Genomic DNA, 22,328 nt, shown 5'->3' on the forward strand with positions numbered 1-22,328 from the left:
GGAAAGCAGGGGGAGTGATCCCCCTGTTCATCGGGCAGTGGGCGCCTTGATAGCAATCGCGCTCAATAGCTGCTCATCCAACAAGGCGAATTGCCCTTCTATTTCTTTTGCCGGGTGCCACTCATCAGACAGCTCCGTGAGCAGACGTACGCGCACTTGGCCGTCTTTTGACCAACTCAGCACTTCGGCGTGTTCAAAGTAAAAGCGCTGTTGCACCAGCGGGAACAGCGCTTTGAACAGGCTTTCCTTGATCGAAAAGGTCAGCGTGACCACCAGCGCAAGGTCGGCGGCGGGGCCGGCGGCCAGGCGTTGCAGTTCATCCGGGGTGAGGATTTCCTTGGCCAGCCGTTGCGCCCGCTCGTGGCTCAGGAGATTTTCCAGGTCAATGCCCAGCCCTTGCCATTCACTCTTGAGGGCCACCAGTGCAGCTGCACGGCCTTTGCTGTGCGTGATGGCACCGGTGATATGGCGTGGCCACACGGGCGCACGGTCATCTCCAATCGCCGGTATGGCTTGTGTCCCGTCCAAGTGCTGCAAGGCTTCGCGGGCGCACAGGCGGCCGGCCAGAAATTCGGCTTGGCGTTTTGCCACTGATCGTTGAATACTCGCAGGCGCGGGTATTGCGCTGCGGGCAAAATCTTGCGTGCTAAAGAGCGCCGGGTTGAACGCGGTGCTACGCCATACGCTACCGGGCAGCGCGATAGGCAAGGGCCAGTCGCACCCAAGCGGCGTGCAACAGGCTGGCAAGTCGGGGAGTCTATTCATGGCGTGCATTCTGCTGGCCTTCACCAGGCGGTGCAATTGTTCAGAGTGTGTTCAGGGCCTACGCCTTATTCTGTGAGGGCTAGGCTGATAAATGTATAGGTGGTGGACTCATGTCATGAGTGGCATGACAGGCTTGGGAGAGCGCGATGAAATTGCTGGTGGTTGAAGATGAGGCGCTGTTGCGCCATCACTTGCAAACCCGTCTGACTGAAAGCGGCCATGTGGTCGAGGCGGTGGCCAATGCCGATGAGGCGTTGTACCAGACCGAGCAGTTCAATCACGATTTGGCGATGATTGATTTGGGCTTGCCGGGCATGGGCGGCCTGGAGTTGATCCGCCAGTTGCGGGCGCGGGGCAAGACATTCCCGATCCTGATCCTCACCGCACGGGGCAACTGGCAAGACAAAGTCGAAGGGCTGGCTGCCGGCGCCGACGATTACGTGGTCAAGCCGTTTCAGTTCGAAGAGCTTGAGGCCCGTCTCAATGCGCTGTTGCGTCGCTCCAGTGGTTTCACCCAGTCGACCATCGTCGCGGGTGGGCTGGTGCTGGACATCAACCGCAAACAAGCGGTGCTGGACGAGAAGCCGCTGCCACTGACTGCCTACGAATACCGAATTTTGGAATACCTGATGCGCCATCATCAGCAAGTGGTGGCCAAGGACCGACTGATGGAACAGCTGTACCCGGATGACGAGGAGCGTGATCCGAATGTGATCGAGGTGCTGGTCGGGCGCCTGCGTCGCAAGCTTGAGGGGGCAAATGGCTTTAAGCCAATCGATACGGTACGCGGCCTGGGGTACCTGTTTACTGAGCGCTGTCGTTGATTCGTTCGCTTCGCGTTCGTTTGATGCTGGCGGCCACTTTGTTGGCCGTCCTGTTTATGCTCGCGCTGCTGCCGGCCATGCAAGGCGCATTTAGCCTGGCTCTCAAAGATGCCATTGAGCAGCGCCTGGCCTCGGATGTCACGACGCTGATTTCAGCGGCCAAGGTTGAAAAAAACCACCTCAAAATGCCGACCTTGTTGCCGGATGAGGAACTCAACCTGCCGGACAGCCGCTTGCTGGGCTACATCTATGACCGCGAAGGCCGTCTGGTCTGGCGCTCGCGGGCCACGCAAGAAGAGAGCATCAACTACACGCCACGTTACGACGGGCGCGGTAATGAGTTTGCAAGCATTCGAGAAGCCAGCGGCGAAGAGTTTTTTGTCTACGACGTTGAAGTGAAGTCGTTGGGTGGCAGAAGCGCCGCGTTCAGCTTTGTGGCGTTGCAGCCCATGCGCGAATACAACCTGACACTCGCCGGATTGCGCGAAAACCTCTACCTGGGGTTTGGTGCGGCCTTGTTTGTTTTGCTGGCGTTGCTGTGGATTGGTCTGACGTGGGGGTTACAGGCATTGCGACGCTTAAGTCAGGAACTGGATGAAATCGAAACCGGCGAGCGAGAGAGCCTGAGCGAGCAGCACCCTCGGGAGCTGTTGCGTTTGACCGGCTCGCTGAACCGTTTGCTGCAAAGCGAACGTGAGCAGCGGGCGCGCTACCGCGATTCTCTGGATGACCTGGCACACAGCTTGAAAACGCCGCTGGCGGTGTTGCAGGGTGTGAGTGAAAGCATGGCGCAACGCCCCACTGAGCGTGAGCAGGCCAAAGTGCTGCAAACCCAGATTGAGCGCATGAACCAGCAAATCAGCTACCAGTTGCAGCGAGCCAGCCTGCGCAAAAGCGGCCTGGTGCGCCATCAGGTTGAACTGTTGCCGGTGGTTGAGAGCCTGTGCAATACGCTGGACAAGGTTTATCACGACAAGCAGGTCAAGGTCAGTTACGACATTGCGCCGCTCAGCCATGTGCCGATTGAGCAGAATGCGTTGCTGGAGTTGCTGGGTAACCTGCTGGAAAACGCCTACCGCCTGTGCCTGCGCCAAGTGCGTATCAGCCTGCACCGCAATGCGCTGGGCATAGAAGTCTGTGTCGAGGATGACGGGCCTGGCGTGCCGCCGGATCAGCGGGCGCGCATTCTGCAACGTGGTGAGCGGCTGGACCGCCAGCACCCGGGGCAGGGCATTGGTTTGGCCGTGGTCAAGGACATCATCGAGAGCTACGACGCCCAATTGACCCTCGAAGATTCTCCACTGGGCGGGGCTGCGTTTCGGATTCACTTCTCGACGGTCTAGCGCCCATGCTCTTGCGATCTTTTGATCTTGATCTAAGAGCCCCCTCACCCTAGCCCTCTCCCGAAGGAGAGGGAACCGATTGGGGGATGCTGAAAATACCCGCTGCCCTGTTTGTCTCTATGGGCGGGTATCCGCCATATCCCCTGCCGAAAACCCGCCAAAGGGCGGAAATCCGCCAAATATTGTCCTACAGGATTTGGCGGATATTTCCTACGCGATTAGATAAAACGGGCTTTTGCACTCGTTTCGTGCAAAGTGGCCCGTGCCTTGCAAAGAGTGGTGCGAGAGTTGCCGATAGAGCAGCTCGAAACAACAAATCCCTCCAAGTACAGGAGGGTTCGCGCTTTAGGTATCAGCCGTCCCGGATGGAATGACGACGGTGTGATGCACTTGAGGAACTTTGCAATGACGACTCGTCAGCCACTGTACAAATCTCTGTATGTGCAAGTAATCGTAGCGATTGCTATCGGTATCTTGCTGGGCCATTACTACCCTGAAACCGGTGTTGCACTCAAACCGCTGGGTGATGGCTTCATCAAACTGATCAAAATGGTTATCGCACCCATTATTTTCTGTACGGTGGTGAGCGGTATCGCCGGCATGCAGAGCATGAAGTCGGTCGGTAAGACCGGTGGTTATGCGTTGCTGTACTTTGAAATCGTATCGACCATCGCCCTGATCATTGGTCTGGTCGTGGTCAACGTGGTGCAGCCGGGTGCCGGCATGCACATCGACGTGTCCACACTGGATGCCTCTAAAGTCGCTGCCTATGTGACTGCAGGCGCAGATCAGAGCATCGTTGGCTTTATCCTTAACGTCATCCCGTCGACCATCGTCGGTGCCTTCGCCAACGGTGACATCCTGCAAGTGCTGATGTTCTCGGTACTGTTCGGTTTTGCCCTGCATCGCCTGGGTGCCTACGGCAAGCCGGTGCTGGACTTCATCGATCGTTTTGCCCACGTGATGTTCAACATCATCAACATGATCATGAAGCTGGCGCCGATCGGTGCACTGGGCGCCATGGCGTTCACCATCGGTGCTTACGGTGTAGGCTCGCTGGTGCAGTTGGGTCAACTGATGATCTGCTTCTACGTCACCTGCGTACTGTTCATCCTGATCGTGCTGGGCGGCATTGCTCGCGCTCACGGCTTCAGCGTGGTCAAGCTGATTCGCTACATCCGTGAAGAACTGTTGATCGTGCTGGGTACCTCGTCGTCGGAATCGGCCTTGCCACGCATGCTGGTGAAGATGGAACGCCTGGGCGCGAAGAAGTCGGTAGTGGGTCTGGTGATTCCTACCGGTTACTCGTTCAACCTGGACGGTACGTCGATCTACCTGACCATGGCGGCTGTGTTCATTGCTCAGGCCACCGACACCCACATGGACATCACGCACCAGATCACCTTGCTGCTGGTCTTGCTGCTGTCGTCCAAGGGCGCTGCTGGCGTCACCGGTAGCGGCTTTATCGTACTGGCGGCGACCCTGTCGGCTGTTGGTCACTTGCCAGTGGCTGGCCTGGCGCTGATTCTGGGTATCGACCGCTTCATGTCCGAAGCCCGCGCCCTGACCAACTTGATTGGTAACGCCGTGGCCACCCTGGTGGTTGCCAAGTGGGTCAAAGAGCTGGACGTCGACGTGATGGACCGTGAGTTGGCGTCGGGCGGTAGCCCGCTGGACAACACCCTGCCAGAAGACGACCAACTGGTTGCTGAAGGCCAGATGCCGTCGCAAGTGATGAAGTAACGCTAAGCACCTAAAAAGCCCATCTTCGGATGGGTTAATGAGAGGGTCAACCTCCCCACACCCTGCGAGAGCTGCGCTTTCGCAGGGTGTTTTATTTTTGCAGGCCATCACCATGAGCGAGTCAGCGCTGGTGCATGACCGCTCCAAGACGGTCAATCAGATACACGGTTTTTCTTGCTGGCGTTCCTATTGGCGTAGAACTGCTCGCCGCACATTTCAAGATAGCCACAGATCCTCATCTACTCAAAGGTGGGGATCTGTGGCGCGCTTGCTGATAACAGGGTGTTTGCCCTCATTCGTGTGGGGTGATTGTTCTCGTGACACTTAAGGATTTGACTCCGTCTTTGTCGATCGCCTGGACTTGGATAGTGATTGCGCTGTTACTAGTAACGGTGATTTGCGTGGAGGTCATTTCCTGGTCAATTCCAGTGTTGGTTTTTACTGCATATTTCACAGTTCGATTGTCAGGTCCCCTGAACCAGTCGAAGACAACTCCGTTGTTCGAGATTGCAGTTCCTTTTAGCGAAGTTGGCTCATTAGGTCGGTTAGGTTGAAGGTTGAACTCAATGGGTGAAGAGTAGTTACCTGCCGCATCAAATGCTCGCAGTGATAAAGCATGTTCAAGAGTAGAGTCCATGCCTTCCAGGCGAGCCGAGAATTGAGTGCTTGGCAACTCTATTTTTTTATCGTGATTGTTATCGACAACGAGTTCATAACCGGTAACCGCGATATCGTCTGTTGCAGCGCTCCAGTTTAAGGTTGGGAAATCGGAGGTCTGGTCACTGGCGTAAAAGAATACGGGCGTAGCGGGTGGTACTCGGTCAACCTGTATTGGCGTTCTGGGCGACTTATTACCCGCCGCATCGATCGCTTCAATATAGAAGGTATACGTCGTGACGGGCCTTAATTTTTCGACGATAACCTCTGGCGTTGCAGATGTCGCAATTGCTTCAGGGGTTTTGTCGGTGTAAATGTTGTAACCCGTCACGCCAATATCATCGCTTGACGCATCCCACTTGAGCTTCAATGTTGTCCCTGTGTCATTGCTGTATTGCGGATTGAGTGGCGCCGAGGGTGGCTCTCGATCAATCAGCAACGGCGCAGGGGTCGACATGTTTGCGTTAGCATCGTAAGCCGTGACGGTATAACGATAAGTCGTTGCAGGCTGCAACGTTGTATCGTTAAAGTTCGTGACTTTGGAATCAAACGTCTGGTTGTCATCCCGCGTGATGGCGTATCCAGTGACCGCTACGTTATCGGTACTCGGACTCCAGCTCAGGAGCAATGAAGAGTCGGTAACATTGCTGTAAGTCAGGTCTTTAACAGGCTTGGGACTTTCGCGATCAACAAAAACGGAGACGGGGGCAGACAGATTTTCAGCAGCATCCCTGGCTCTGACTGAGAATGTGTGATTTTCACCGGGTTTAAGTTGCAGGACACTGTAACTCGTGCCAGTGATAGCCTCGAGGTATACGTCATCCTTGTAGACATAATATTCCTTCATTTTTATATCGTCCGTGGATGCGCTCCACGCGAGCTTCAGAGAGGTTGGCTGTAACTCACTAAAGGTCAGTGATGTGGGCGTAGACGGTGGCGTACGATCAATGAAGAGCGTGGTGGGCGCGGAGTAGGTATCGTTGTATTTGTGAGCTCGAATAGAGAATGTAAAGTTTGCAGGTGGGGTGGTATCAGCAATGACCATGCTGTATTCAGTCGGGATTTTGGCGACCATCGAGTTGCCAGAGGTTTCATAGGTCAGTTCATTGATGGGCGCTGAAGTTTTATCCCAGCTTACTTCAACCAAACCTCCCTGCAAGTTGCTCACCTTCAGCCCTGTCGGCGGCGCAGGGGGAACGGTATCGTATGCGGGGAGAGTAATAGACTGGGTTGGAGACATGTTGTTGTCAAAATCGACGGCTGTAACAGATATTTTATTTACACCGGCAGTATTGAACTCAGTAAAGTTTTGATGGGTCGTTAATAGAGGTTTGCCATCAGCTTCAACCTTGAACTCAGCAATGCCAGATTGTCCTGCGGGTTCTTCCCAGTAAAGCAGAGCGGTGCTGGGAGTCAGCTGGCGCACAAGTGGTGTTACCGGTAGTGCGCTCGTCAGACTTTTTGCGCAATACATTCTTAACCCGTTCATGGCCGTATCATCGCCTTCGCCCTGATCCGGTTCTACGCGATTTGTAAAGCCCACGACGTTCTCACCCGCTGGGCATATAAAGTTAGAGCTCCATGTGCCCCAATAACCCAAGTCGCCACCAATCACGGTGTTGTCCTGGCAAATACCCCGTACTTCTGTAGCCTCTACTTCATCTCTATGGTCACGGGACCAAAGCCTTTTCAAGGCAAACCCTTTTAACGGGCCGTTGGCAGCGCTGCACTTATAGATGCTGCTCCAATCCCCCCAGTAGCCATTATTGCTGCTTATAAGTGTGGTCGAAGCACCACTGTTTTCAGAACAATACATGCGCAGGCTGTTAAGGCCTGAGTTATCACCTTTCTGGCCTTGGTCTTTTTCATTCCTGAGGTCAAATCCCCAGGCAACAGTAGGTGCTGGGCAGCTTGCTTTATTTCCCCACTCGCCCCATCCACCATCCGCTTCGGCAGAGGTGGGTATTACATCTTGCCCCCCGAATCTGTTCATGTTGACGGTCATGTAGGAGACTTTGCCGTCCAAGGCTTGGTCACCGCCAAAACGATAAGCGATAGCTGAGCCATCAGGGCTCTCTATACTTTGACCGAACTCTTGAATGTTGCCTATATTAAAAGACGAGGTCATATCTTTGCGTACAAAAATACGCAGGCAGCCTTGGCTGCATTTTTCATCAGCATTTTTAGTGCCAAACAACGTGATCGTGGTCCCGGCCAACGCATTTGAAAGTACTGCGGTTGCTGCTTGGTCATTTTTACAGCCCCAGTGATCAGCGCCGCTTCCCAATTCGAATGATAAGGTTGCGTCCACAGGGACATTACAAAAAATATCACCTTCCTGATCGCCTAAACTCAGTTTTGGCGTGACCGAACCTGTCACGGGTTCGATCGTGATGTGTGAAACCTTTCCGTCAAGCCCGTTATGGGGATGGCTCGTTACTTTGACATCGCGATCAGAGTAGGATTTCTCAAATGTGCCGACGACTACGCGCTCTGTAAGTGCAATGTCTCTTAATACTTCAATTTCCACCCAGTCATCGGATTTGGAACTGTCGGGTTTGTCGAATAATTTTATACTGGTCCCTTTTTTAACACCGCGCAGTGCCAGTGAACGGGCTTCATCATTTTCGCATCCCGCTGCCTTCAAACGGACATCCCACTCAACACTGGTGGGTAAAACACACACGACATCATCACTTGTTAGTGCACCGGGGCGCGTGTCGGGATACGCTTCTGAATAGCCGTCATTTTTTTCATAGAAATAAACCCCGCCCTCTGTTAAAGCGCCTGCATACGGAATGGCATCACCGACTTGGGTAAAGTCGAGGGCGATATAATTAGGCACCATACGAAAATCTTTATTCGAATTTTTGCAGGCGTTGTCGACCCTGAATTCGAGCCACGTCAAATTGTTGTCAATTTGAGCTGCGTGCGGTGCGGAGGAAAATAAAGAGTGGAATTGATTCATGGTGAACAAGCGAGGCCATAGCTGAAACCCGGACTTGTCTATCATTTTATATCTATAGTTATAAAAAATATGGTCTTTATCATATTTGCCGTCATCGTATCGGCTATTGCAGGCCCAATTGTCTTTTGTGACTCCGGCTAAGCCGAGGTCGTAAGTGTTTTGCATTGAGAATATCTTGTCTTTTGGGAGTTCCATTGTGTTTCCGGAAAATAGGTAGTTTCCATTTTTACGCTCTAGGAAAATAATAATTCTACGATTGCTGTCTATGATTTTTTGTAGTGTTGGCCATTGGGGAGTGTTGGCGTAATCAGAGATTCTAAAAACATAGTTACTCAAATTTGGGACTTCATTGAAGGCTTTTTGTATATATTCATAGTCGATCCTGTCTTCCAGAAATATAGTGACAACTGCATTTTTGTTTTCGGGCTGATCAAGGAAATTTTTGACCTTTTCAAGTTCTGAGCTAAATTTTTTTTTGTCTACTCCCAGGCCTGAACAACCTTGATTGGGTTGGTCGTCATCGCTTGGTGGTGTGTGATGGCACATATAGGCATCAACGGTATAATCATTACTACTACTTGATCTTAATGGGTGTAAATCCCACATTAATGAGCGAATACCGCTTTTCAATTGTTCGGTGGTGTCGTTCATGTAGGCATTGTGAGCCGATACCCATGTGTACTTATTAAAAGGCTTGGAAAAGTCTCGAATATATGGCGCGCTGGGAGGTTCCGCATTGGCGCCCGGCCAAGGCCTGCTTGAAGATGATTCGTTATAATGCGGGCTACGCACAGAGGGCGCCAGAGAGTTATCTGTCTGGGCAAAGATAGTATTGGTATCAATGAGCAACGCAGTCACTAATAGTGTGCCTAATAGTTTGCACGCCGAATTAATAAGATTGTGCGACTCGGTCTTACACAATAGTCTATTCATTTTCTATGATTCCAGACAGTCAGGTAAAAATTATCATGTGGCATGTCAGTTGCTTTTACTACTGTCAGAAATAACAGGTAGGCAATCTTTTTATTACGCCTGTAAAGCAGCGGGGCAAGGGTTGTTTCCAGTCACCTGAATCTAATAAATCGTATGGCTACAAGAAAGCCACCGACGCCAACTGCCGGAGCCGCTATAGCCCAGTTGCTTGACAGATACCGAGTGGGCACTGGTCGCCAAGCTGTTTGAATGCCGGGGCGGACGAGGGGGCCGCCGCTTCATTCTCGGCGGACCTTGCTGGAGGCCTGTTGCTATGTGGTACGCACGGGGTGCTAATGGCAAATTGCTACCCTGCGATTTTCCTCATTGGGACGATGTCTACAAGACCTTCCGCCGGTGGAGCGCTCAAGGCAAATTCGAGCAAATGCATGATCGCTTGCGAGCTCAATGGCGCGAACGGGAAGAACGCTCTGACAGCCCGTCAGCGGCTGTCTTGGATTCGCAATCGACCCGCAGATGCAAGCGTTCAGGATCGGGACGCTGCGGATGATGCGGTGGCCTACTCGAAGGAACAATATCCGTCACTGGTCACGCTCTTTGTTGATACTGCGTACGCAGGAAAATGGGCACAACGCACACATCAAATGCACGCGATCGATGTTCAAGTGATCCATGGTCCGAACAACAGAGCAACAGGACAATGGCACTCATAACAAGGCGATTTTTTTCCGTGGAACCTGCTCAGGCTAGATTTTTGGTCATGCCCAAGCGATGGGTGGTGGAGCGAACTCATGCCTGAAATGAGAGGCTCGGCGACTGATCATGCACCACGACCGTCTTTTTGAGGCAAGCGAAGCATGGGTGTGGTTGGCCGAGGCACGAATACTCGAGCGCCGACTCTCCACATGATTTTGTCTACGCCCCCTAAGCCATGTTTTTACTCGACCCGGGCCTCGCCACTGAACACCAGCGTCTGCCGACAGCGGCGGCACAGGTAGCGCCGGCCTTGCTTGACCAGGTTATGACGCTGGGCGCTGAAGGGGAAATCGCTGTCGGGGCATGGGCAGCGGTATATGTAGCGCGTCGCGGTGCGTCGCTTGATCGCGTAGGTGTGGCAGCGGTTGGGCGGCAACTCGTATACCCCGCGCATGATCAACTGCCATTCCTCGCCATGGGGCGCGATGCGGTCGCCAAATAATTGGTGGGCAATCAGGTGTGCGACTTCGTGGGGGACGGTTTGCTTGAGAAAATCTTCGCTGTTTTCGCGGTACAACTGAGGATTGAAGCGCAGCAGGTTTTCATGCAGATGGGCGACACCGGCTTTTTGGCCGCGTAACTTGAAACTGACCACAGGGCGCTTGAAAGGCCGCTTGAAAAACACTTCGGCCTGTTTGAAGCAGTCTTCGACACGGGTGTTGAGTAACTCGGGCATTCGGTTCGGTTCTCCAGAAGCGGCGATTATGCCGCAAGGGGAAAGGGTTCCGAAGCGCTTGGCGCTGAATGGTCTGCCCCCGTCACTGTAGGAGCGAGCTTGCCTCGCGATCTTTTGATCTTCAAAAGATCGCGAGCACCTTTAAAGCAGGCTCAGGAGATATACGTCGGCCCAATCCCCAGCCCCCAGACGATGACGCTGAAGGCGATAATCGCCACCAGCACCACTAAACCCACGGCCAGGATCGAGCTTGAAAACAAAAAGCCTTCATCCGGGTCAATGTTCATCACGGTGGGGATGCCGACGAACAACAGGAACACGGTGTAGCAAATGGCCGCTGTGCCCACCAGCATTGCCAGCCACATCTGCGGGTAAAGCGCCGCCAGCCCGGCAATGAACAAAGGCGTTGCCGTGTAGGTGGCAAAGGCCACGCAGCGGGACATGCTCGGTAGGGCGTCGTAGGTGCGGGCCATCCAGTGAATGAAGGTGGCCATCACGCCCACGCCGACCAGCATTGCCAAGTAAGACAGCGCGCTCATCCACAGCGCGCTGTCCAGGGTCAGCATCACCGGCGGATTGCCGCCGATGGTCCAGCCGACCTGGGTGGTGCCAATAAACGCAGAAACCGCCGGGATCGCCGCCAGGATCAGGGTGTGGGTGAGGTAGATGCGGCTGACGCTCTGCTCGGCATCGACGCGGATCTGGCGCCACTCCTGATCAGGGTGGGTAAAGAGTCCTAGAACATGGTGGATCATGGCGCTCACTCCTGTTTCAAACACATCATCCTTGACGGAAGCTTCCAGGGCCGCGTCGCGGGTCACGCCGATTTGGCCTGCTGGCAGGCGGCCTTCATTGGAGTATAGGAACGCATGCCGGTCATCGCTCTAGTCCTTTAGTGCTAATTACTTTGTTAGCTATAGCTTTATCGCGTTGAGGTCTAAGCGTTTCAGGGGTTCGTGTGCGGGGCTTTTTTCAGTAAAATGCCCGGCTTTTGGTCTTAACACGCGGAATTGAAGCGCTATGGGCACTCTCTCGGTCTCACAACTCAAACTCCAGAAACGCCTGCGCCGATTGACCGGTGAGGCTGTAGCCGACTTCAACATGATTGAGGACGGCGACAAGGTGATGGTGTGCCTGTCGGGCGGCAAGGACAGTTACACGTTGCTGGACGTGCTGCTGCATTTGCAAAAGGTTGCTCCGATCCAATTTTCGATCGTGGCCGTGAACATGGACCAGAAGCAGCCGGGGTTCCCTGAAGACGTGCTGCCGGCTTACCTGAAGTCGCTGGGCGTGGACTACCACATCGTTGAAAAAGACACCTATTCGGTGGTCAAGGAACTGGTCCCGGAAGGCAAGACCACGTGTTCGCTGTGCTCGCGCCTGCGCCGCGGCACCTTGTATACCTTTGCGGACGAAATTGGTGCGACCAAAATGGCCTTGGGCCATCACCGCGATGACATCGTCGAGACCTTCTTCCTGAACATGTTCTTTAACGGCACCCTCAAGGCGATGCCGCCCAAGTTGCGTTCCGATGACGGGCGTAACGTGGTGATCCGCCCGCTGGCCTACTGCAACGAGAAGGACATTCAGGCGTATTCGGACTTGCAGCAGTTCCCGATTATTCCGTGCAATCTCTGCGGCTCGCAGGAAAATCTCCAGCGTCAGGTCGTCAAAGACATGCTGCAAGAGTGGGAACGCAAGAACCCGGGGCGTACTGAAAGCATCTTCCGCAGCCTGCAACACGTGAATCCGTCGCAACTGGCCGACCGTAACCTGTTTGACTTCGCCAGCCTGAAGATCGACGAAACCGCGACCCCGCGCTTCGTCAATCTGTTGAACCTCTAAGCCGCTTCGCGGCTCTGAACCCAAAGTGACACCCCCACAGACTTAGAGGAGAGGGCATGCGCGACTACCAATGGCTGCACGAATACTGTTTGAACCGTTTTGGTTCGTCCGCCGCGCTGGAAGCCGAACTGCCCGTTCCTCGCACGCCCGCGCAACTGCGCAAGATCCCGGACGACCGCTATTTGTCGACCTTGGCACTGCGGGTATTTCGTGCCGGGCTCAAGCACAGCGTGGTGGACGCCAAATGGCCGGTCTTTGAAGAGGTGTTCTTCGGTTTCGACCCGGAAAAAGTGGTGCTCATGGGCGCCGAGCATCTGGAGCGCCTGATGCAGGACGCACGGATCATTCGCCATTTGGGCAAGCTCAAGAGCGTGCCGCGCAATGCCCAGTTGATCCTCGACATTGCCCACGAACACGGTAGCTTCGGCGCGTTTATCGCCGACTGGCCAGTGACCGACATTGTCGGGCTCTGGAAATACCTGTCCAAACACGGGAATCAACTGGGCGGCTTATCGGCGCCGCGGTTTTTGCGGATGGTCGGCAAAGACACCTTTGTCCCGAGCTATGACGTCGTGGCGGCGCTCAATGCACAAAAGCTGGTGGACAAGGTGCCAACCAGCTTGCGCGACCTGGCCATTGTGCAAAACGCCTTCAACCAGTGGCACGCCGACAGCGGCCGGCCGATGTGTCAGTTGTCGCAGATGTTGGCGTTTACGGTGAACCACTGACTTCACCCGCCAGCCGGCGGTCCAGTTGGTAGCGCCAGCGCACAAATAGCATCGCGCTGATGAACAGCGCCACACTGGCGGCTATTTCCAGCAGGCCGAACACCTGCCGGTTTGGATCAAAGGCGGCCAGTGCCCCCTTGAGTAGGTACAGATTCACCACGTAGCAGGTGAACGCGTGCCCGCGCGGGCTGCCCTTGAGCATGCCAGGCACGAGGATCAGCAACGGCACCAGCTCAATCAGCACGATCACCCAGGGCCGTGCGCCGTGCAGGTTGGCGAACACCAGGTAATACACGCACAGCAAACCGATCAAGCCAAAAAAACACGCCAGGCTCAGGGCTCGCATCCAGCGCACCCGCAGTTCCAGCCATTCACGCGACGCCAGCACCTTGGGCTTTTTAGCCACGCGGGCTCTCCAGCTTCAGGGCAGTGGCGGCCAAGCGTTGCCCCAGCGCCCGGCACAGGGCGATTTCGTGTTCATCCAGCTTGCGCTTGCCATCGGCACCCGCGTGGTGGCTTGGGCCATAGGGCGTGCCGCCGCCGCTGGTGTTGAGCAGGGCCGATTCGCTGTAAGGCAGGCCAGTGATCAGCATGCCGTGGTGCAGCAGGGGCATGATCATCGACAGCAGTGTGGTTTCCTGGCCGCCATGCAGGCTGGCGGTTGAGGTGAACACGCCAGCCGGTTTGCCCACCAGGGCGCCGGTCAGCCACAGGTTGCTGGTGCCGTCCAGAAAGTACTTGAGCGGCGCAGCCATGTTGCCGAAGCGAGTCGGGCTGCCGAGCGCCAGGCCGGCGCAGTTTTTCAGGTCATCAAGGCTGGCGTACAGTGCACCTTGCTCGGGAATGTCTGGGGCCACGGCTTCACATTCGGCAGAGATCGCCGGGACGGTGCGCAACCGCGCCTCCAGGCCGCCTTGTTCAATGCCGCGGGCAATGTGTCGCGCCATTTCGCGGGTTGAACCATGGCGGCTGTAAAACAGCACCAGGATGTACGGGGCGCTCATGGCAGGAGCTCCAGCACCTTTTCCGGCGGGCGGCCGATGACCGCCTTGTCGCCTGCGACCAGAATCGGTCGTTCGATGAGTTTGGGGTGTGTGGCCATGGCGCCAATCAGCTGTTCGTCGCTGAGGCTGGCGTCGGCCAGGTTCAGGGTTTTGTACTCGTCTTCGCCAGTGCGCAGCAATTGCCGGGCGCTGAGGCCAAGTTTGCCCAGCAGGCTGCGCAGTTGCGCTGCATCCAGCGGGGTTTCGAGGTAGCGCACCACGGTGGGTGCCAGGCCGCGGGCTTCGAGAATCTCGAGTGCCGCACGCGATTTAGAGCAGCGCGGGTTGTGATAAAGCGTCAGATCAGTCATGAGCGGGTCGCTTCTTGCGTAAGGTGACGGGTATTCTACCCGCCTCACAGGCGTGTCTGAACCGTGTGCGGTCATTGGTCGCCTGTTAATGTCTTTGGTTGTCTTAAATCGAGAAGGAACAGCACATGTTCAAGCGACTATTGGCGGTCACTGCCGTCGCCGCTACGTTATTGCTCGCAGGGTGCGGGAATGATTACGGGGTCGATCAACATGGAGAGAAGGTCGCGTCCGAACGTCTGGACAAGCAATGGAAGGTGATCAACTACTGGGCCGAGTGGTGTGGGCCGTGTCGGGTAGAGATTCCGGAACTCAACTCGCTGGAAGCCCAGTTGCAGGGGCAGTCGGTGGGCTTGTTCGGGGTGAACTTCGACGGTCTGCAGGGCAAGGAACTGAGCGATGCCAGCACCGCGATGGGCATCACTTTTACCGTATTGGCCCAGGACCCGGCCGATACCTTTGATCTGCCTCGCAGTGAAGCGCTCCCGGTGACCTACATCATTGATGACAAGGGCAAGGTCCGGGCACAGATGCTGGGTGAGCAGACGGCCGCGGGGATTCTGGCCAAGCTGAAGGAATTGCGCGGTTAGTCACCTGTAGTCGCTGCCCAGGCACGAAGGCTGCGATCCGCATCGCAGCCTTCGTGCTTTGTCAGCGACGACAAGCAGGTCAGCTTTCTTCAGGCCACAGCCGCAATGGCAGGCCTTCAGCTGGCCAGAAGCGCACTTGCTCAATCGGCGAGACGTCCCAACGCTGTACGGTCTGCAAAGCGTTGAAGAAACGCTGCTCCTGTTCCATCAATGCCGGGGCGCAGGCTTTACGGGTGCTGCCTATCGGGCCAAAGGTCAACTTGTCACCGTCCAGGGTGTACGGCGCGAACCAATGGTTGCAGCCGCCGTTGCCATAGGCCCGGCCACCGTCATCAAAGGTCACGGTCAGGTGGCTGTAGTCCATCAACGGACGTTCGCCAATCCACTCCACCACGTAAGCATGGTTGCGCTGTAATTGCGGCGAGTGCCCTGCGCAGCCCACCAGGCTGGCGCCCAGTAACACCAGCAGGCAGCCGCGTTTCATAGCGCGGCCTTTTGGCACTGCGGGCACAGGTGCTTGTTGTCTTCAGTGCGCCAGCCCAGCTCGGCAATTCGCGCGCTGGCTGCAGGTTTCTGGGCCTTGGTGCCCAGCTTGGCGTCGACCGCGAACTCGAACTTCAGTTGTTTGGCGCAGCCGTCGCAGTTGACTTGCCACTCATGAATCGCCAGTTCACCAAACACCGGGCCATGGGCCACGGCAACCCACTGACCGCGCGGGTTGATCAGGTGGCGGACTTTTTCGACGGTCAGGCGCATGGACAAGTCCTTGCTGCCCTTGAGCGTCACAATCAGCACGTCGTCGTTCTGGATCGAGCCACCATTGCCGGTGACTTGGTAGCGGCCCGGCATCAGGGCACGGCATTCAATCAAGGTGTGCTGCGGGCTAAGCAGGTTGTAACGGAAATCGTGTTCGACCATGGGTCCTCCAAATGGGCCGCTATGCTATCAACCTTCGACCAGGTTTTGTGGGGCACCTTTGCGCCAGGCCGCGATATTGTTCAGGGTCGTCGTGGCAATCGCACTGAGTGCTTCGCGGGTCAGGAAGGCTTGATGCGCAGTGATGATCACGTTCGGGAAGGTCAGCAAGCGCGCCAGTACGTCGTCTTGCAGGGGCAGGTCGGAGCGGTCTTCGAAAAACAGTTGGGCTTCTTCTTCGTATACATCCAGCCCAAGATAGCCCAACTGGCCGCTTTTGAGTGCCTCGATCAGCGCTGGCGTATCCACCAGAGCGCCGCGCCCGGTGTTGATCAGCATGGCCCCGTGTTGCAGGGTAGCCAGTGAATGGCGGTTGATCAGGTGCTTGTTGTCGGCGGTTAGCGGGCAATGCAGGCTGATGATGTGCGAACTGGCGAGAAGCTGCGCCAGGCTCACGTACTCGGCACCCAAGGCGACCAGCTCGGCATTGGGGTAGGGGTCAAAGCACTGCAGCTTGCAGCCAAAGCCGGCCATGATTTTGCCAAACGTCGCGCCGATTTGCCCGGTGCCGACGATCCCCACGGTTTTGCCCACCAGATCAAAACCGGTCAGACCGTGCAGGGTGAAGTCGCCTTCGCGGGTGCGGTTATAGGCCCGGTGCAAGCGTCGGTTGAGTGCCAGAATCAAGGCCACGGCGTGTTCAGCCACCGCGTGTGGCGAGTAGGCAGGCACTCGCACCACGCTCAAGCCCAGGCGTTTGGCGGCAGTGAGATCGACGTGGTTGTAACCGGCTGAGCGCAGGGCGATCAGGCGGGTGCCACCCGCGGCCAGTTGTTCAAGCACCTCTGCGCTCAAGTCGTCATTGATAAACGGACAGACCACTTCATAGCCATGGGCCAGCGCTGCGGTGTCGAAGCTCAAGCGCGCGGGCTGAAAGTGCAGCTCAAGGTCGCCGGGCTGTGCGGCACTGCTAAAGCTGTCCTGATCGTAGGTCTGGCTGCTGAAAAGAATCGTGCGCATCAGTGCTTCCTTGGAGGTTGGGTGAGACCGCAATCCTGCGTTACGCCTTGCTGCGTGCTTCTTCGGCCAGACGCAGGATGGCTTGATCCAGTTCGTCGAGAGCGGCGCTGGCTTCAGGGCTGGCTTGTTTGAGCAAGGTTTCGCTGCGCTGGCAGGCCCCGCGCAATTGCGGCACGCCGCAGTAACGGGTGGCACCGTGCAAACGATGCACGCGTTCGAGCAGGGCTTCGGTGTCATTGTCTTCACGGGCCTGGCGGATGGCCAGGCGGTCTGTTTCCAGCGAGGCCAGCAACATCGACAGCATGTCGGCGGCCAAATCGGCCTTGCCCGCCGCCAGGCGCAACCCTTCCTCGGCATCCAGCACGGCTGGCTTGTTGGATTGGCGTGCGGGCTCTTGGATGCCGTCGTTGGTTTGATTGCGCAAGGCCAGGCCGGTCCACTTCAAGACGACTTGAGCCAATTGGCGCTCGCTGATGGGTTTGGTCAGGTAGTCGTCCATGCCGCTTTGCAGCAGGGCACGTTTTTCGTTGGCCATGGCGTGGGCGGTCAGGGCAACAATGGGCACCGGCGAAGACAGGCGCTTTTGTTCCCACTGGCGCAGCACTTCGGTGGTTTCCCGGCCGTCCATGCCGGGCATTTGCACGTCCATCAGGACCAGGTCGAAGTCCTCTGCCTTGAAGGCGTCCACGGCGGCATACCCGCTGTCCACGGCGGTGATCTTGGCGCCCATGTCTTCGAGCAGGGTTTGCACCAGCAGCAGGTTGGCCGGGTTGTCATCCACGCACAAAATGCGTGGCGCACGGCTGGCCAGTATTTCACCGGGCTCGTGACGGGGTTGCTGTGGGTTGATGAGTTCGATCAGCGTCCTGCGCACTTTTCGCGTGCAGGCAGGTTTGGCCTGCAACTGGTTGTGGGGGTTGGGCACGGCGGTGTTGAACAGCACCAGTTCTGTGGTGGGGCACAACACCAGAACCTTGCAGCCCAGGTGCTCCAGGTCCCAGATATGCTGGTTAAGGCGCTCGGGCGGGATGTCGTGGGCGGTCACGCCCAGCACGGCCAGTTCGATCGCATGCTCGGTCTGGTGCGCGCTGGTCACGCCGTTGGCGAGGTTGTCCAGCGTCAGGTACGGCGTCACGCTGAGCCCGCAATCTTCGAGCTGGTGGAGCATGGCCTGACGGGCCAGGTCGTGCTTCTCCAGTAGGGCCACGCGATGGCCGAGCAGCGGGGTGACAGGCAGGTCTTCAACATCGTCATGGGCTTTGGGCAGGTTGACGCTGATCCAGAACATTGAGCCTTCACCCGGCTCGCTCTCAACGCCAATCTCGCCGCCCATCTGCTCCACCAGGCGCTTGGAAATCACCAAGCCAAGGCCCGTACCGCCGGTTTGGCGCGTGAGCGAGTTGTCGGCCTGGCTGAAGGCCTGGAACAGCGCCCGTACATCCTGGCTGGTCAGCCCGATTCCGGTGTCCTGTACGCTGATGCGCAGTTGGACGCCGCCACTGGTAGTGTTGTCGTCATCATCTTCAAGCATGGCCCGTACGACAATCGTGCCTTCACGGGTGAACTTGATCGCGTTGTTGACCAGGTTGGTCAGGATTTGCTTGAGCCGCAGTGGGTCGCCGATCAAGGACAGCGGGGTATCGCGGTACACCAGACTGACCAGCTCCAGGCCTTTTTCGTGGGCCGAGGGGGCGAGGATGGTCAGGGTGTCCTGCAACAAGTCGCGCAGGTTGAACGGGGTGCTGTCGAGCACCAGCTTGCCGGCCTCGATTTTCGAGAAGTCGAGAATCTCGTTGATGATCCCAAGCAGGTTGTCCGCCGATTTTTCGATGGTGTGTAGGTAATCGAACTGGCGTGGCGTGAGTTCACTTTTTTGCAGCAGGTGCGTGAACCCCAGAATGCCGTTGAGTGGTGTACGGATCTCGTGGCTCATGTTGGCCAGAAATTCCGACTTGATCCGGCTGGCTTCCAGGGCTTCCTTGCGCGCCAGATCGAGTTCCAGGTTCTGGATTTCGATGGTTTCGAGGTTTTGCCGAACGTCTTCGGTGGCTTGGTCGACGCTGTGTTGCAGTTCTTCCTGGGCATTTTGCAGGGTTTCAGCCATGCGGTTGATGCCTGAGGCCAACTCGTCCAGCTCTTGGCTGCCCAATGGCGGCAGACGGGTTTGCAACTGGCCGTCCTTGAGTTGCGCGACCGCCTGCTTGATTTGGCCGATCGGGGCGTTGATCGTGCGGCTCATGCGCAAGGCCAGCAGGGTGGTCAGCACCAGGCCAGTGGCGATGAGCAACAGGCTGGCGAACAGGCTGCGGTAGCCGCGCAACAGCATGTTGTGGTGTGACAGCTCCAGCTCGACCCAGCCCAGCAGGCGGTGGGCTTCGTTGGGGATGACGTCGCCCGCCAGGTTGCGATGGCGGCCAAAGACCGGCAGCAAATAGCGTGTGGCGTCGCTGTCAGTGCGTTGCAGCAATTGCGAGCTGTTGCCCATCGGGGCCTGATTGAGCATGGTCGGCCCGGCGTGGGCCAGCGGCTCGTGATTGGCGCTCAAAAACGCCACGGCGCGCACGTCTTGCTGATCGAGGGACTCGCTGGCAATACGTTGCAGCAGGGCCGTGTCATGCCGACCCATGGCGGGCGCAACCAGTGGCGCCAGTTGTTCGGCGATCATTTCACCGCGCTGCAACAACTGCGACTCCAGTTCCGATTGCTGCAGCCACGTGAAGTAACTCCCTAATACCACCGCCATCAACGTGACGGGCAGCAAGGTCAGCAGCAATACGCGGCCTTTTATCCCGAGGTTTTTCAGCACACCACTCTCCAGCCCGGCATTGGTCAAAGCATCCTTATGACGTTCGTTATAGATCAGCTCGCAGTGTAGCCATTTGATACGTGGCAAATCTGTGTAAATTTACCTTCAGTCCGAACAGCGCCCACTTAAAAGGCAGTGCAACGGCCGTGCCGGTTGCCCGTGATGGCTCAATCTTGAATAATCAGCCATTGAGAATGACTTGCAGACGCTAATGAATCCCGTAGCTGTTCAACCCTCAAGGCTTCTGGCCATTGAAGACGATCCCGTGCTGGGTACCTATTTGCATGAGCAATTGGTGCGCCACGGGTTTGAGGTGGTGTGGTGCCAGAACGGCCCGGAGGGCTTGAGTCGCGCCACCCATGAACACTTTGACGTGGTGCTGATGGACATCCTGCTGCCGGGCATGAATGGCTTGCAGGTGTTGACGCAATTGCGCCAGACCCACGCCCTGCCGGTCATCCTGATGTCGGCGCTGGGGGCAGAGGCCGACCGCATCAGCGGGTTTCAACTGGGCGCCGATGACTATCTGCCCAAGCCGTTCAGCATCGCGGAATTGCGCGTGCGTATTCAGGCCATCCTGCGCCGTGTGGCGCTGGACCGCATGCCGCCGCAAGCGCCGGTAATGGCCCAAAGTGCGCTGGTGCTCGATGAAGACGCGGCAGATGCCCGTTACGGCCAACAATGGGCCGGGTTCACCCGCAGTGAGTACCGCTTGCTCGACACCCTGCAACGTAACGTTGACGAGGTGCTGAGCAAGGCGTTCCTTTATCAGCAGGTATTGCAGCGGGGCTATTCGGCCCATGACCGCAGCCTGGACATGCACATCAGCCAAATCCGTCGCAAGCTCAAGGCTATCGGCTATCACGAGCGGGAAGTGCGCACGGTGTGGGGCAAAGGTTATGTGTTGAGCGCCTGTGATGCGCTCTAAGCTGCCCGGCAAGCATTCGCTGTTCTGGAAGCTCGCCTGTTTGCTGGTGGCTTTCTGCTTATTGATGATCTGGCTCAGTTGGTCCTGGGGCCGCTACATGGACAAGCGCACCGGTTTCTTGACCGATGAGGCCAAGAGCACGCTGATCCGCTATGCCGGGGAAGCGGAACAGGCCTGGGACAAGGGCCAGCAAGCCGGCGTCGACCAATGGCTGCAGGCGTTCGGCAAGACCGAGCAGGGGTGGGTGGGCGTGGTTGGCCAGGACTTGCAGGCGCTGAGCAGTTATCCGCTGAGTGACCTCGAAGCCCAACGCATGACTTTTTTGCGCGGTCTGGACTGGCCCATCAGCCATATCAATCGGGTCCGGCCCTGGATCAAGGTGCCGTTCCCCAAAGACCCGACAGCCGGTTACCTGGTGATTGAACTGCCGCAGCGCTTCATGCCGGGGCTTTCGCAACGGGTCTGGCGTTTCCTTATTAATGGCGTGATCCCCGGCGTGTTCACCTTGCTGCTGTGCGTGGGGCTGTACCGTTTGTTGATCGTGCCGCTGAACCAGTTGCGCGAGCAGGCCAATGCCTGGCGCGCTGATCAGTTGGGCGTGCGGCTGTCGAGCCAGACCACCAGTCGTCAGGACGAGCTGGGTGAATTGGGCCGGGCCTTCGATCAAATGTCCGAACGTTTGCAAAGTACGGTCAGCCAGCAACAACAGCTCCTGCGTGATTTGTCCCATGAACTGCGCACGCCATTGAGCCGTCTGCGCGTGGCCTGTGACAGCGAGCAGGGCGTTGAAGCTTTGCGCGAGCGCTTGAGCCGAGAGGTCGATGGCATGCAACGCCTGGTGGAAGACACCTTGCAACTGGCCTGGCTGGATGCCGAACGCGGGCCATTGCCGGTTGAAGACATCCAGATCCAGGCGCTGTGGGAGATGCTGACCGAAAACGCGCGTTTCGAGAGCGGCTGGGATGCGTCACGACTGCCATGTCGGCTGGGGGCTGATTGCTGGGTCAAAGGCCACCTCAACAGCTTGGCCCAGGCGTTGGAGAACATCTTGCGCAATGCTATTCGGCATTCCCCGGCAGATGGCATTGTCAGCCTGGGTGGCCAGCGGGAAGGGAGTGAGTGGCATGTGTGGCTCGATGATCAGGGCGGCGGTGTCGCCCCGCAAGCGCTTGAGCGGATCTTTGACCCGTTTATCCGCCTCGATGGCTCGCGCCCCGGCGACGGCGGCTTTGGCCTGGGCTTGAGCATCGCGCGCAATGCCCTGCGTGTGCAGGGCGGCAGTTTGTGGGCGCAAAACACCGAGCACGGGCTGCGCGTGCACCTGCGCCTGCCCATCGCAGACCCGCCCAAGCAGTAGGAGCGAGCTTGCCTCGCGATCTTTTAAAGATCAAAAGATCGCGAGGCAAGCTCCTACAAATACTATTCCTTCTGCTTATAGCCTTTCGCCATAAGCTTTGCACTTTGCGTGATATGGGCTATC

The 22,328-nt window shown here is 56.9% G+C and carries 20 protein-coding genes; 9 read left to right on the plus strand and 11 right to left on the minus strand.

The window, feature by feature from the left end; translation table 11 throughout:
* Nucleotides 1–27: 27 nt before the first annotated feature.
* Nucleotides 28–765 carry a 4'-phosphopantetheinyl transferase gene (locus tag NTD86_RS18395; protein ID WP_262204289.1) on the minus strand — a complete coding sequence of 246 codons (738 nt, stop codon included), beginning with the start codon at nucleotides 763–765 and terminating at the stop codon, nucleotides 28–30.
* A gap of 146 nt (nucleotides 766–911) precedes the next feature.
* On the opposite strand from NTD86_RS18395, the gene NTD86_RS18400 reads away from it, so the two are divergent.
* The 3 genes from NTD86_RS18400 to NTD86_RS18410 all read left to right on the plus strand — a co-directional run bounded on the left by NTD86_RS18400 (nucleotide 912) and on the right by NTD86_RS18410 (nucleotide 4,675).
* Nucleotides 912–1,589, plus strand: a complete 678-nt coding sequence (locus NTD86_RS18400; protein WP_262204291.1) for a response regulator — start codon at nucleotides 912–914, stop codon at nucleotides 1,587–1,589.
* Nucleotides 1,586–2,932, plus strand: a complete 1,347-nt coding sequence (locus NTD86_RS18405) for an ATP-binding protein (RefSeq protein WP_262204293.1) — start codon at nucleotides 1,586–1,588, stop codon at nucleotides 2,930–2,932. Before NTD86_RS18400 ends, NTD86_RS18405 begins: the two co-directional genes overlap by 4 nt.
* Before the next feature lie 405 nt (nucleotides 2,933–3,337).
* Nucleotides 3,338–4,675: a dicarboxylate/amino acid:cation symporter gene (locus NTD86_RS18410; RefSeq protein WP_262204295.1), complete on the plus strand. Its 1,338-nt coding sequence runs from the start codon at nucleotides 3,338–3,340 to the stop codon at nucleotides 4,673–4,675.
* A 292-nt stretch (nucleotides 4,676–4,967) separates the two neighbouring features.
* On the opposite strand, the gene NTD86_RS18415 is transcribed toward NTD86_RS18410, so the two are convergent.
* A complete protein-coding gene (locus tag NTD86_RS18415; protein WP_262204296.1) occupies nucleotides 4,968–9,158 on the minus strand; it encodes a fibronectin type III domain-containing protein in 4,191 nt (1,396 codons plus the stop codon).
* A gap of 283 nt (nucleotides 9,159–9,441) precedes the next feature.
* Between NTD86_RS18415 and NTD86_RS24360 the strand changes: the two genes are divergently transcribed.
* Entirely contained in the window at nucleotides 9,442–9,783 is a 342-nt protein-coding gene (locus tag NTD86_RS24360; RefSeq protein WP_410016993.1) for a transposase, read from the plus strand.
* A gap of 387 nt (nucleotides 9,784–10,170) precedes the next feature.
* Here NTD86_RS24360 and NTD86_RS18425 read toward each other — a convergent pair whose 3' ends face one another.
* Nucleotides 10,171–10,665, minus strand: a complete 495-nt coding sequence (locus tag NTD86_RS18425; protein ID WP_048369696.1) for a SprT family zinc-dependent metalloprotease — start codon at nucleotides 10,663–10,665, stop codon at nucleotides 10,171–10,173.
* Between the two features lie 152 nt (nucleotides 10,666–10,817).
* A complete protein-coding gene (locus tag NTD86_RS18430; RefSeq protein ID WP_262204504.1) occupies nucleotides 10,818–11,420 on the minus strand; it encodes a Yip1 family protein in 603 nt (200 codons plus the stop codon).
* A 265-nt stretch (nucleotides 11,421–11,685) separates the two neighbouring features.
* Here NTD86_RS18430 and ttcA point away from each other — a divergent pair, with 265 nt between their 5' ends.
* Nucleotides 11,686–12,510, plus strand: coding sequence for a tRNA 2-thiocytidine(32) synthetase TtcA (ttcA, locus tag NTD86_RS18435; RefSeq protein WP_262204298.1), 825 nt, complete (start codon nucleotides 11,686–11,688; stop codon nucleotides 12,508–12,510).
* 56 nt (nucleotides 12,511–12,566) lie between these two features.
* Nucleotides 12,567–13,238, plus strand: coding sequence for a DNA-3-methyladenine glycosylase I (locus NTD86_RS18440; protein WP_262204299.1), 672 nt, complete (start codon nucleotides 12,567–12,569; stop codon nucleotides 13,236–13,238).
* On the opposite strand, the gene NTD86_RS18445 is transcribed toward NTD86_RS18440, so the two are convergent.
* Genes NTD86_RS18445 through arsC form a run of 3 tightly spaced genes read right to left on the minus strand, consistent with a single transcriptional unit; the run spans nucleotide 13,222 to nucleotide 14,592 of the window.
* On the minus strand, nucleotides 13,222–13,644 hold the full coding sequence (locus NTD86_RS18445) for a DUF2069 domain-containing protein (protein ID WP_262204300.1): 423 nt from the start codon (nucleotides 13,642–13,644) through the stop codon (nucleotides 13,222–13,224). The two genes, NTD86_RS18440 and NTD86_RS18445, sit on opposite strands and share 17 nt — an antisense overlap.
* Nucleotides 13,637–14,242 carry an NAD(P)H:quinone oxidoreductase gene (gene wrbA, locus NTD86_RS18450; protein ID WP_262204301.1) on the minus strand — a complete coding sequence of 202 codons (606 nt, stop codon included), beginning with the start codon at nucleotides 14,240–14,242 and terminating at the stop codon, nucleotides 13,637–13,639. The genes NTD86_RS18445 and wrbA overlap by 8 nt, the downstream gene beginning before the upstream one ends.
* Entirely contained in the window at nucleotides 14,239–14,592 is a 354-nt protein-coding gene (gene arsC / locus NTD86_RS18455) for an arsenate reductase (glutaredoxin) (RefSeq protein WP_262204303.1), read from the minus strand. The genes wrbA and arsC overlap by 4 nt, the downstream gene beginning before the upstream one ends.
* Before the next feature lie 125 nt (nucleotides 14,593–14,717).
* Between arsC and NTD86_RS18460 the strand changes: the two genes are divergently transcribed.
* Nucleotides 14,718–15,179, plus strand: a complete 462-nt coding sequence (locus NTD86_RS18460; RefSeq protein WP_262204305.1) for a TlpA disulfide reductase family protein — start codon at nucleotides 14,718–14,720, stop codon at nucleotides 15,177–15,179.
* Between the two features lie 79 nt (nucleotides 15,180–15,258).
* Here the strand turns inward: NTD86_RS18460 and NTD86_RS18465 are convergent, their stop codons facing one another.
* From NTD86_RS18465 to NTD86_RS18480, 4 genes are read right to left on the minus strand one after another with little or no spacing between them, the layout of a single operon-like run.
* Nucleotides 15,259–15,663, minus strand: a complete 405-nt coding sequence (locus tag NTD86_RS18465; RefSeq protein ID WP_262204307.1) for an META domain-containing protein — start codon at nucleotides 15,661–15,663, stop codon at nucleotides 15,259–15,261.
* Entirely contained in the window at nucleotides 15,660–16,097 is a 438-nt protein-coding gene (locus NTD86_RS18470; protein ID WP_262204309.1) for a hypothetical protein, read from the minus strand. Before NTD86_RS18470 ends, NTD86_RS18465 begins: the two co-directional genes overlap by 4 nt.
* A gap of 27 nt (nucleotides 16,098–16,124) precedes the next feature.
* Nucleotides 16,125–17,114 carry a 2-hydroxyacid dehydrogenase gene (locus tag NTD86_RS18475; protein WP_262204310.1) on the minus strand — a complete coding sequence of 330 codons (990 nt, stop codon included), beginning with the start codon at nucleotides 17,112–17,114 and terminating at the stop codon, nucleotides 16,125–16,127.
* A gap of 40 nt (nucleotides 17,115–17,154) precedes the next feature.
* Nucleotides 17,155–19,920: a response regulator gene (locus tag NTD86_RS18480; protein WP_262204506.1), complete on the minus strand. Its 2,766-nt coding sequence runs from the start codon at nucleotides 19,918–19,920 to the stop codon at nucleotides 17,155–17,157.
* 211 nt (nucleotides 19,921–20,131) lie between these two features.
* Here NTD86_RS18480 and NTD86_RS18485 point away from each other — a divergent pair, with 211 nt between their 5' ends.
* Both NTD86_RS18485 and NTD86_RS18490 read left to right on the plus strand, forming a co-directional pair.
* Complete coding sequence (locus NTD86_RS18485) at nucleotides 20,132–20,848, plus strand: response regulator transcription factor (RefSeq protein WP_262204311.1); 717 nt, start codon at nucleotides 20,132–20,134, stop codon at nucleotides 20,846–20,848.
* A complete protein-coding gene (locus NTD86_RS18490) occupies nucleotides 20,838–22,205 on the plus strand; it encodes a sensor histidine kinase (RefSeq protein WP_262204313.1) in 1,368 nt (455 codons plus the stop codon). Before NTD86_RS18485 ends, NTD86_RS18490 begins: the two co-directional genes overlap by 11 nt.
* Nucleotides 22,206–22,328: the final 123 nt, after the last annotated feature.

Source organism: Pseudomonas sp. 7P_10.2_Bac1, from assembly GCF_025465935.1.
Lineage (GTDB): Bacteria > Pseudomonadota > Gammaproteobacteria > Pseudomonadales > Pseudomonadaceae > Aquipseudomonas.